General features: G+C 70.6%; 9 protein-coding genes and 1 tRNA gene. 5 read left to right on the top strand and 5 right to left on the bottom strand.

Features of this window, described 5'->3' with window-relative positions; translation table 11 throughout:
- Nucleotides 1-146: 146 nt before the first annotated feature.
- Nucleotides 147-863 (bottom strand): hypothetical protein, encoded by a 717-nt coding sequence (locus tag ACZ4WS_RS09190; protein ID WP_467978653.1) that lies wholly within the window; start codon nt 861-863, stop codon nt 147-149.
- Nucleotides 864-910: 47 nt separating this feature from the next.
- Between ACZ4WS_RS09190 and ACZ4WS_RS09185 the strand changes: the two genes are divergently transcribed.
- Nucleotides 911-1,099 (top strand): DUF5703 family protein, encoded by a 189-nt coding sequence (locus ACZ4WS_RS09185; protein WP_037661951.1) that lies wholly within the window; start codon nt 911-913, stop codon nt 1,097-1,099.
- 102 nt (nt 1,100-1,201) lie between these two features.
- Here the strand turns inward: ACZ4WS_RS09185 and ACZ4WS_RS09180 are convergent, their stop codons facing one another.
- From ACZ4WS_RS09180 to ACZ4WS_RS09170, 3 genes are all read right to left on the bottom strand, one after another.
- Nucleotides 1,202-1,975, bottom strand: a complete 774-nt coding sequence (locus ACZ4WS_RS09180) for a chaplin (RefSeq protein ID WP_467978651.1) — start codon at nt 1,973-1,975, stop codon at nt 1,202-1,204.
- A gap of 178 nt (nt 1,976-2,153) precedes the next feature.
- Nucleotides 2,154-2,387 (bottom strand): chaplin ChpH, encoded by a 234-nt coding sequence (chpH, locus tag ACZ4WS_RS09175; protein ID WP_189187827.1) that lies wholly within the window; start codon nt 2,385-2,387, stop codon nt 2,154-2,156.
- A gap of 187 nt (nt 2,388-2,574) precedes the next feature.
- Entirely contained in the window at nt 2,575-3,900 is a 1,326-nt protein-coding gene (locus ACZ4WS_RS09170) for a M20/M25/M40 family metallo-hydrolase (protein ID WP_467978649.1), read from the bottom strand.
- A gap of 187 nt (nt 3,901-4,087) precedes the next feature.
- On the opposite strand from ACZ4WS_RS09170, the gene ACZ4WS_RS09165 reads away from it, so the two are divergent.
- Nucleotides 4,088-4,172, top strand: a tRNA-Leu gene (locus ACZ4WS_RS09165).
- Between the two features lie 461 nt (nt 4,173-4,633).
- Here ACZ4WS_RS09165 and ACZ4WS_RS09160 read toward each other — a convergent pair.
- Nucleotides 4,634-5,974 carry an MFS transporter gene (locus tag ACZ4WS_RS09160; RefSeq protein WP_467978647.1) on the bottom strand — a complete coding sequence of 447 codons (1,341 nt, stop codon included), beginning with the start codon at nt 5,972-5,974 and terminating at the stop codon, nt 4,634-4,636.
- Nucleotides 5,975-6,310: 336 nt separating this feature from the next.
- On the opposite strand from ACZ4WS_RS09160, the gene ACZ4WS_RS09155 reads away from it, so the two are divergent.
- From ACZ4WS_RS09155 to ACZ4WS_RS09145, 3 genes are all read left to right on the top strand, one after another.
- Nucleotides 6,311-7,117: an IclR family transcriptional regulator gene (locus ACZ4WS_RS09155; protein ID WP_467978645.1), complete on the top strand. Its 807-nt coding sequence runs from the start codon at nt 6,311-6,313 to the stop codon at nt 7,115-7,117.
- Nucleotides 7,118-7,346: 229 nt separating this feature from the next.
- Nucleotides 7,347-9,638, top strand: a complete 2,292-nt coding sequence (locus tag ACZ4WS_RS09150; RefSeq protein ID WP_467978644.1) for a CaiB/BaiF CoA-transferase family protein — start codon at nt 7,347-7,349, stop codon at nt 9,636-9,638.
- Nucleotides 9,639-9,690: 52 nt separating this feature from the next.
- Nucleotides 9,691-10,464: an enoyl-CoA hydratase/isomerase family protein gene (locus ACZ4WS_RS09145; protein ID WP_467978643.1), complete on the top strand. Its 774-nt coding sequence runs from the start codon at nt 9,691-9,693 to the stop codon at nt 10,462-10,464.
- Nucleotides 10,465-10,498 lie beyond the last annotated feature (34 nt).

Genomic DNA, 10,498 nt, shown 5'->3' with positions numbered 1-10,498 from the left:
ACCCCCCCCCCCTTCCCCCCCCACCCCCCCCCCCACCCCTCCCTCGCCCCTCTGCCGCTCCCTCTCCTTCCCCCCCCCCCCCCCCCCCCCCCCCCTGTCCCCCCCCCCCCCCCCCCCCCCCCCCCCCCCACCCCCGTACAGCGGACTCAGCGATCGGCGTCCAGCGGCTCCAGATCGCCGTCGTCGTCCAGCCCCCCGTCGGCCTCGGCGTCCGGGCCGAGGTCCCCCAGGTCGTCGTCCTCGGACTCCTCGTCGAAGACCGCGCTGACGTCGAAACGGCAGACCACGCGCTGCGGGTCGATCGATTCGAAGGGGGCCTCCAGCCATTCGCCGGGGTCGGCCGGTTCGTCCGCGGCGGTCACCCAGAGTGTCGAGTCGCCCTCCTCCAGACCGAACTCCTTGTGCCGGGAGGCGATCTCGTCCGGTTCGAACTCGCCGAACAGGACCCCGAGCGCCCCATGGATCGTGCCGGCCGCCGCGTCGAAGGCCGCGCTGGCGGTGGCCCCGTTCTCCTCCACGGCCTCCACCCGCTGGGCCTGCGCCAGCAGTCGCTGCGGTTCCACCACCGCGTAGTCCCGGCGGATCAGGACACTCAGCGCGTTCGGTTCCTCCGGGCCTGTGTACGGAGGCAGCGTGTCTTCCGTACCGGGGATCTCGAAGGGGGTGACCTCGTCATAGCGGTCATAGAGAAGCTCGTCGTACTCCTCGGCCGCGGCGGCCAGCTCGTTGAACGCCTCATAGACGGCCGGGTCGTCATCGCCCGTCCTGCGCTCGACCGCGGCCAGGTGACGGTCGAGTGCGGTCTTGACCGCCTCGGCGGCGGCGCGTACCTCGGCAGCGGTGGGCTGCACAGCATCAGACATAGTGCAGACGCTATCCGTACACGGGCTCTGCCCGCACAATAGATGCGATGCCGGAATACGAATTTGTCGACGTGTACGTACCGCGTGGGGTCTCGCGCAAGGAAACGACACGTCTGCTGACCGACCATGCCGAGTACGGACACTGGGAGTTGGACCGCCTGAGCCTGCTGCGCGACGGAAGCCGCAAGGTGCGGTTGCGCCGGCGGATCATCCGCCAGCTGCGCGCCACGTGGTGAGCGGAAGAGGCTGAAACGGAGCGGGCCCCGCCAGTGCGGGGCCCGCTCCGTTCTTCGCGCCACAGGGGAAGTGTGTGGCGTGGTGGTCACACCTGTGCCGGTTTACGCCGCCGATCGCGCCCTGCGGTAGAGCACGGCACCGCCGAGCAGCGCGCCCGCGCCGGCCGGCACCAGGATCCCCAGCGGCAGGTCACTGCCGGTGTGGGCGAGCTGCGCAGTGCCCTCGGGCTGGGTGACGGACTGCGTCCCCGGGTGGTTGACGTGCGAGGACCCGCCCGGGGTGGACGGCGTGCTCGGGTTCCCGGGGTGACCCGGTGTGCCGGGCGTGCCCGGCTTACCGGGTTGTCCGGGCTGGCCCGGCTGTCCGGGCTGGCCCGGAGGCGGCGTCTCGTGACCGCCGCCGGGCGGAGTGGTGGAGTGACCGCCACCGGCCCCGTTCGCACACTCGTTGCCCGCCGCCGCGTTGCCGACTCCGACCACGTTCACGCTGTTGCCGCAGACATTGACCGGCACGTCGACCGGCACCTGTACGTGGTTGCCCGAGCCGACGCCCGGCGAGTCACTGGCGTGGCCGCCGGCCTGGGAGCCGCCGCCCGAGTGGGAGCCTCCACCCCCGGACGAACTGCTGCCGCCGCCGTGATTGACGCACTTGTTGCCCATCGCCGGGTTGAGCACCCCGACGACGTTCACGGTGTTGCCGCAGATGTTCACCGGCGCGTGCACCGGCGCCTGCACCGTGTTGCCCGACAGCACGCCGGGAGAGTCCGAACTGGAGCCGTTCGCACCCGAGTCGGCGTGTGCGTAACCGCCGGTGACGGCGAGTACGCCACTCGCGGCCGCCACGGTCATCAGGCCCTTGCGGGTGACCTGTCGCATAGCTATATCCCTGCCTTAGCCCTTGGCTTGGACCATCCGGAAGGCGCACACCCCCCACGGACGCGTGCGCGGAAAGCCGGTCGACCCCGGAGCGCATGGCGCGTACTCCGGGGCCGACGGACTCAGACCCTCACGAAGTGACCCTCATGGGGTGTCCCTCATGGGGTGAGGCACAACGTCACTTGTTGATGCAGGTGTTGCCGAAGGCGGGGTTCAGCAGCCCGATCACGGAGACCGTGTTGCCGCAGACGTTCACCGGGACGTGAACGGGCACCTGGATGACGTTGCCGGAGACGACGCCCGGGGAGTGCACCGCGGCACCCTGGGCACCCGAGTCGGCGACGGCCAGGCCCGCACCCGCGAGAACCAGACCACCAGTGGCAGCCACAGCAGCGACGACCTTCTTGATCATTATTCCTCCTTGTTGGCAAATACGATCCCAAGTAGCGGATCGCATCACCTGTAACGAGGAAGGAGTAATGGAGCTACGAGCTTATGGTCGCATTCACTCTTCTCAGTCGATTCCGCACAGGCTGGCGAATAGTGAAGTTTCGTTTCAGTGGGCGATTTCAGGACTCAGTGCTTCGCGTCGCGCCGTTTCAGGACGCGTCGATAAAGCGGTCGAGCACACGCACACCGAACTTCAGCGCGTCCACCGGCACCCGCTCGTCCACACCGTGGAACATGCCCGCGAAGTCCAGCTCCGGCGGCAGCTTCAACGGGGCGAAGCCGAAGCAGCGGATGCCGAGATCGGCGAAGGACTTGGCGTCGGTGCCGGCCGAAAGCATGTACGGGACGGCGCGGGCGATCGGATCCTCGGCGGACAGCGCGGTCTGCATGGCGTCGACCAGCGCTCCGTCGAAGGTGGTCTCCAGCGCCTTGTCCGCGTGCACGTCCTCGCGCTTGACGCGCGGACCGAGAATCCGGTCCAGGTCGGCGAGGAATTCCTCCTCGTACCCGGGCAGATACCGCCCGTCGACATGCGCGGTCGCCTGCCCGGGAATGACGTTGACCTTGTAACCGGCACCCAGCTGGGTCGGGTTGGCGGTGTTCTGCAGGGAGGCGCCGATGAGCTTGGCGATGCCGCCGAGCTTGGCGAGCGTCTCGTCCATGTTCTCCGGGTCGAGCTCGGTGCCGAGCGCGTCGCCGAGTTCGTCGAGGAAGTGGCGCAGTGTCTTGGTCACCCGGACCGGGAACTTGTGCCGCCCGAGCCGGCCGACGGCCTCCGACAGCTCGGTGATGGCGTTGTCGCGGTGGATCATCGATCCGTGCCCGGCGGTGCCGTCCACGGTCAGTTTCATCCAGTGCATGCCCTTCTGGGCGGTCTCGACGAGATACAGCCGCAGCTTCTCGTTGACCGTGAAGGAGAACCCGCCGACCTCGCCGATCGCCTCCGTGACGCCCTCGAAGAGGTCCGGGTGCTTGTCGACCAGGTGCCGCGCGCCCCACGTACCGCCCGCCTCCTCGTCCGCGAGGAAGGCGAGGACGATGTCGCGGGGCGGCTTGCGCCCGCTGCGCAGCCGGTCGCGCACGACCGCCAGCGTCATGGCGTCCATGTCCTTCATGTCGACCGCGCCGCGGCCCCACACCATCCCGTCCGCGATCTCTCCGGAGAACGGGTGATGGGTCCAGTCCGCCGCGTTGGCCGGTACGACGTCGGTGTGGCCGTGGATGAGCAGCGCGGGCCGGGAGGGGTCCTCGCCCTCGATGCGGGCCACCGTGGAGGCGCGCCCCTGGTGGGACTCGAAGATCTGCGGTTCGAGGCCCACCTCGGCGAGCTTCTCGGCGACGTACTCGGCTGCCTTGCGCTCGCCCGGCCCGGAGTGGTCCCCGTAGTTGCTGGTGTCGATCCGGATCAGCTCGCGACAGAGGTCCACGACCTCGTCCTCGCCAGAGACGCCCCTGGCCGTGTTCGACTCGCTCACGCTGCTTCCTCCCACTGTCACTGCTGGTGGTCCCCCTCATCCTCTCTCCGACACCCCGCGCGCCCCAAGGCCGGACCCGGCCCGTCACACGCCGTTCACGCGGCGACGGGGGGTGATCAGGGGCCCTCGAAAGCCTGGTAATGTTTCCTCTGTCGCCGCGAGGGAAACCCCGCACGACAGACACCTTGTCCGGGTGGCGGAATGGCAGACGCGCTAGCTTGAGGTGCTAGTGCCCTTTATCGGGCGTGGGGGTTCAAGTCCCCCCTCGGACACATACTGGTAGCCGATGGGTTGCCGCTGAGTGAGGGTCGAGAATCATCTCGACCCTCACTTTTGTTGTCCGGGGCGGTAGGTGAGGCTGCGGCCGAGCTACCGGTAGATCTCCGCTTTGTCCGCGCGATCGACGTTGCGTACGACAGCGGCGAGGCCACTGATCGAGCGGACCAGGGCGGCCATCTCGTCGCGGTCATGGGCGCGTCCGGGCCGCGGGCCTCGGTGCGAAGCTGGGCCCGACGATTCCGGCGGGACCCCGACCCCGGTCTGCCATGAGCACCGGGCCGGGGGCCCGCCTCCCGGGTGTCATGAGCGCTGACGCGCCGGCGAGCGTGAATCCCGGTCCGGCCGACAGCAAGCCGTTCACCCATCCCCGGAAGCATGACTTCGGCGGCGAAGCGCGGGAGGAAGCTCAAGGCGCACCCTCTCCTCGCCCCGGAGGGTGCGCCCTGCTGCGGACTCAGATGTTCGCCGGGTCCTTACCGGGGCGGTCGGTGACGGGCGCTGTCCGTGTTTCCCGGGTGAACAGGAGCGTGATCACCGTGACGAGGGTCAGCCCGATGGTGAACAGGGCGACGGGAGTGTAGCCCGCGTAGGCGGCGAGCAGGGCTGTCGCGATCACCGGGGAGAGACCCCCGGCGACGGCGGAGGCGATCTCGTGGCCGAGAGCCATCCCGGAGTAGCGCGTCTCCGTGCTGAAGAGCTCGGTGAAGTAGGCGGGCTGGACGCCGATCATCGCGGCGATGGTGACATGGGCGACCACGAAGGCGGTCAGTACGGCGGGGATCGTTCCGACGTCCATGAGCAGGAAGAACGGAACCGACCACAGCACCATGCCGACGGCGCCCGCCATGTACACGGGTCGGCGGCCCAGCCGATCGGAGAGCCGCCCGAAGACGACCATCATCAGCGAGTCCACGGTCATCCCGAGAATGCTTGCCCAGAGCAGGGTGCTGGAGTCGAGGCCGATGTGCTTGCCGTAGACGAGCGAGAACGACATGAAGATGTAGCTGCCGCCGCTCTCGGCGAAGCGCAGACCGACCGTCGTGATCAGTTCCCGGGGGTGGCGCCGCAGTACTTCCTTGATCGGTGCGCGCACCGCGTCGTCGTTCCCTGCGCGCTCTTCGAAGCTCTCGGTCTCGCCCAGGTTCCTGCGGATATAGAGGCCAAGCGCGAAGATCACGCCGCTGGCGAGGAAGGGCAGCCGCCAGCCCCATGCTCCGAAGGCGTCGCCCGTCGCCTGTTCGGCCAGCAGCAGAGCCAGCGCCGCGAGCACGAAGCCGAGACCGATGCCGGCCGAGCTGAAGGACCCGAGGAAGCCCCGGCGGTTCGGCGGGACGCTCTCCGTGATGATGAGGACGCCGCCGCCCCACTCACCGCCCGCCGCGACGCCTTGGATCACGCGCAGCAGCACCAGGAGGGCGGGAGAGACGATGCCCGCTGTCCCGTACGACGGGAGCAGGCCCATACAGAACGTGGCCACGCCCATCATCGTGAGGGTCATCAGGAGGGCGGTTCGGCGCCCCCGGCGGTCACCGATGTGGCCGAAGAGGATGCCGCCCAGCGGCCGCGCCGCGAAGCCGACGGCGTGTCCCGACAGCGCGGCCATGGTGGCGACCAGGGGATGGCTTCCGGAGGGGAAGAAGACCGAGCCGAGGACCATGGACGCGGCCGTCGTGTACAGGAAGAAGTCGTACCACTCGAGCAAGTTGCCGGCCAGCGAGGCGGCGACGACGCGGCGGACCGGGAGTGCCTGCACGGGGCGCGTCACCCCCGCCTCGGCCAGGGTCTGTTGGGTCATTGCCTCTCCTTACGGAATTCGATGGCCTTGGCCCGCGCGTGGGGGCCTGATGCCCTGGGGCCCAGGGCCACGCGACGCCGGCTGGGTCGACCGGTGGGAAGCGCTTCGGGGAAGGGGCCAAGTACACGGCCGGCGTACCGGCCCGACAAGCGGCTCATCCCGCTGAGCGGACCGCGGCGCACAGCACAGGGAAACGACAACCTGGGGTGGGGAACGTGGAGCGTGGGTGATGTGCGGGCGATACCACCTCATTTGTGGTCTGTCGCCGCACCCTCTTCGGTGCTATCCATGGGGAAGCCCTCAAGATCGCCAGGGCAGGACCCCGAGGAGGATCCTTTGTCGACACCCCGCCTACTGGACGAGTCGCCCGACGTACCCGCGGACGAAGCGGAGTATCCGCGTTCGGTGCTCGGGAAGGCCCAGCTCCTGCTCAGTGCCTTCCAGACCGACTCCAGCCGGCTGGGTCTGACGGAACTGAGCCGACGTTCCGGGGTGCCGAAGGCGACGGCGTATCGACTGGCCACGGAGCTCGTCCAGTGGGGGCTCCTCGAGCGCAGCGGTGACGTCTACCAGCTCGGTCTGCGCATGTTCGAGCTGGGGCAGCGGGTCCCGGCGTCCGCGGTGCTGCGGTCGGCGGCCCGGCCCGCGCTGACCGATCTGTTCGCGCGGACCCGGGGCACCATCCACCTCGCCGTGCTCGACGGACTGCACGTGCTCTTCCTGGAGAAGATCGCGGGCAGGGCGAACCTCCACACCACGTCACACGTGGCCGGCCGGCTCCCCGCCTCCTGCACGGCCACCGGCAAGGTCCTCCTCGCCCTGTCACCCGGCGCCGACGACCGCATCGAGGGGCTGGCGCGGTCGGGTCTGACACAGCCCACCTCTCGGTCGGTCGCGTCAGTGGCGGACCTCCAGCAGCAGTTGCGCACGGTGCGGGAGCGCGGTTACGCCGTGGAGATCGGAGAGGTGCTGGTCGGCTACGGGAGCCTCGCCGTTCCGGTGACCGGGCACGACGGCACGGTCCACGCCGCCATCTCCGTCACCGCGCCTGCCGGCCAGGTCGTGGTGCACCGGCTGCTGCCGGAGCTGCAGTCGGCGGCCGAGAGCATCGCCCAGGCGGTGGACCGGCGCGCCGCCGCCTGAACCGTCGCGATCGGGGCAGAGGCGGTCGGGGGCAGGGGCGGTCGGGGCAGGGGCGGTCGGTGTCCGTCGCGGCACCGGTCCGGTGAGCGGGACAGCGTCGTGGCCGTCGTTCCGGCAGGCGGCGATCGTGGGTGCGGCGCCCGGAGCGTAGGGCCTGACCGGCTACGGCCAGGCACTGCGGTTCGTCGAGCGCCGTCGGCTCGACCCGCCCACCCAAGGAGAAGACGCTGTGGCAGCAGAGCGCTCACCGCTGCGCGTGCTGGACCTCACCGACCAACTGGCCTTTCAAGGAGCCAGGCTGCTCGTCGGCCTCGGCGCCGATGTGCTGCGGACAGAGCCCGGTGAGGAGCTGCCGCCGGCCGCCCGTGCGCACTGGCACGCCGGTAAGCGCTGGACGCGGGCGCGCGGCCCGGCCGAGGTGGACGCGCTCGCCGCGGCGGCCGACATTGTGCTGGAGAGCGGGCCCGCCGCCGAACTACGGGGGATACGCGCCGACGGCACGTCGCGCTGGCCCGGCACCGCACACGTGGTGGTGACCCCGTTCGGCCTGACCGGGCCCCGGCGCGACTGGCTCGGCGGTGATCTCGTCCTGGCGTCGGCGGGCGGGATGGCCTGGCTCGGCGGTCGCGCCGACGGGCAGCCGAAGCCGCCGCCCCGCGAGCAGGCCCTGCAACTGGCGGGCGCGCACGCGGCGATCGCCGCGCTCCTCGCGGTGCGTTCGGGCGCTCCGCAGCTCGTGGACGTCTCCGCTCAGGAGGCGGTCGCCGCCACCCTGGAGACGGCGGCCATCTCCTGGATCCACGCCGAGCGGCACCCCGTACGCAACGGCGGTGTGTACGAGCACGTGGCCCACCGGGTCTTCGCCGCCGCCGACGGCTATGTGGCGGGCGGCTACTCGGGCAGCGACCGCATGTGGACGGATCTGCTGGCCTGGCTGGTGGAGCGCGGTGAGGCCGGCGACCTCACCGACGACCGCTGGAGCGACCCCGTCTTCCGGTGGCAAGGCCGCCCCTACGTCGATGAGATCGTGCAGCGGTTCGCCGCCGCCCTGCCCGCCGCCGAGATCGCCGGACAGGCGCGCGCTCGCGCCCTGCCGTGGGCGGAGGTGACACCCGCCGAACGGCTGCCGGACAATCCTCAGTTGCGGGACCGCCGGTTCTTCGCCACCGTCTCCGGTGACGGCATGCCTGCGCAGGGCGTCGAGGACGTCGGGTTTCCCTGGGCCGCGCGAGAGCGCCCCGTCCAGCTCCGGACGATCCATGAGGCCCCGGCCGATGCGCCCTGGCAGCACGGCCGACCGCGCGGACTGCCCGAGGGCGGCCGGGCTCGGGCCTTGGACGGCGTACGCGTCCTCGACCTCACCTGGGTGCTCGCCGGCCCTTACGTCACGAAGCAGTTCGGTGAGCACGGCGCCGACATCGTCAAGGTCGAGTCGAGCCATCGGCAGGACCCGACCCGGTTCGCCCCGTCGATGCGGCTGCGGCCCGGCGCCGGGCCCGACGACAGCGGCTACTTCCTCAACTTCAACCGGAACAAGCGCAGCGTCGCCCTGAATCTGCGTACCTCCGAAGGGCAGCGCCTGCTACGGGAGTTGGTGCCGCACTGCGATGTCGTCGTGGAGAACTTCAGTCCGGGCGTGCTCGCCAAGTGGGGCATGGACTACGCGTCGCTGCGCGAGCTCAACCCGGACGTCGTCCTCGTGTCGATGGCCGGTGTCGGGCAGACCGGGCCCTGGCGCACCGCCGTGACCTTCGCCGACACACTCGCCGCCATGTCGGGCCTGACCAGCGAGACCGCCGATCCGGGCGGCCCGCCGCAGGGCCTGACGTTCGGGCTCGGTGACATGGTCGCCGCCAACGCGGCCGTGCTCGCCACCCTCGACCTGCTGGAGCGGGGCGGCGGCGGACATGTGGACCTCTCCCAGCTCGAAGCCATGGCCTCGACGATGGGACCGGCCGTCCTGGAGGCGCAGCTCCCCTCGGACACCCCCGACCCGCGGACCGCTGAGCACCCGAACCGGTCCCGGTACGCGGTGCCGCACGGGGTCTATCCGGCCGCGGGCACGGACCGGTGGGTGGCGATCGCGGTGGAGGACGACGCGCAGTGGCGCGCTCTGACCAAGCTCGTGGAGCTGCCAGGCGACGGCGACCTGAACGAGCGGCGCGGGAACGAGGACGCCATCGACGCGGCGCTCGCGGACTGGACGCGGGGGCAGGACGCGTCGGCGCTCGCCGCGCGGCTCCAGGCCGAGGGCGTACCGGCGGCCGTCGTGGCGACCGGGCGCGACCTGGTCGAGCACGACGAGCAGCTCGCGGCGCGTGACTTCTACCCACGGCTTGATCATCCGATGGCCGGGCCGGTCCGGCACGAGGGCATCGTCGCGCGTCTGGCCCGCACCCCCGGTGAGCTGACCCGTCCGGCCCCTCTCCTCGGTCAGCACACACGTGAAGTGCTGGGCGAGTTGCTCGAGTTGAGCGACGAGGAGTACGCGGAGCTGTCCGCGTCCGGCGTGCTGGAGTGAACGCGCACGGCGGCCCGTACGACATGCACATCTACTGGAAGAGACGTACGACATGACAGCGACGGTTCTCGAGGTGACCCGCGACGGCGCGGTGGCGACGATCCGGATCGACCGGCCCAAGGCGAACGCGGTCAACCCCGCGATGATCGAGGAGTTCCTCGCCGTACTCCCGCCCCTCGTCGCCGATCCCGAGGTCCGCTGCCTCGTCATCACGGGCACCGGCCGGTTCTTCGTCGCGGGCGCCGACATCGCCGTGATGCGGGACCTGTCGGACGGCAACCAGGCGAAGATGCGGCGCTGGATCGACGTACAGCGGATCCTCGAACTCGCGCCGAAGCCGGTTGTCGCCGCCATGAACGGGCATGCGCTGGGCGGCGGCGCCGAACTCGCGCTCGCCTGCGACCTGCGCATCCTCCACGCCGACGGCAGCTTCGGCTTCCCGGAGATCGCGCTCGGGCTGTTCCCCGGCGCGGGCGGCAGCCAGCGGTTGCCGCGCCTGGTCGGGCCACACCTGGCCAAGAAGCTGATGATCGACGGTGAACGGCTCGCCCCCACACGGGCGTTGGAGCTCGGCCTCGTCGATCTCGTCGTCGACGCGGACGAGTTCGAGACGCGGGTGGCCGAGCACGCCCAGCGGCTCGCCGCGAAGCCCACCGCGGCGGTGGCGCTGCTCAAGCGCGTCGTCGACGACGGGTACGGGCTGCCCATCGAGGAGGCGCTGCGCCAGGAGGAGAAGGGCGTCGCGGAGTTGACGCGTACCGCTGATGCGGCCGAGGGGCTGCAGGCGTTCCTCGACAAACGCCCTGCGGCTTTCACCGGCCGCTGACCTGCACGGGCCATCAGACCTGCACGGCCATCAG

It is taken from the genome of Streptomyces sp. NPDC029292, from assembly GCF_055569295.1.
This window is presented reverse-complemented; position numbering and strand designations above follow the sequence as displayed.

Bases quoted from the DNA above. Each gene is read 5' to 3' on its own strand.
- ACZ4WS_RS09180 (WP_467978651.1), bottom strand. From the start codon at position 1,975: ATGCGACAGGTCACCCGCAAGGGCCTGATGACCGTGGCGGCCGCGAGT.
- ACZ4WS_RS09190 (WP_467978653.1), bottom strand. From the start codon at position 863: ATGTCTGATGCTGTGCAGCCCACCGCTGCCGAGGTACGCGCCGCCGCC.
- ACZ4WS_RS09160 (WP_467978647.1), bottom strand. From the start codon at position 5,974: ATGACCCAACAGACCCTGGCCGAGGCGGGGGTGACGCGCCCCGTGCAG.
- chpH (WP_189187827.1), bottom strand. From the start codon at position 2,387: ATGATCAAGAAGGTCGTCGCTGCTGTGGCTGCCACTGGTGGTCTGGTT.
- ACZ4WS_RS09145 (WP_467978643.1), top strand. From the start codon at position 9,691: ATGACAGCGACGGTTCTCGAGGTGACCCGCGACGGCGCGGTGGCGACG.
- ACZ4WS_RS09185 (WP_037661951.1), top strand. From the start codon at position 911: ATGCCGGAATACGAATTTGTCGACGTGTACGTACCGCGTGGGGTCTCG.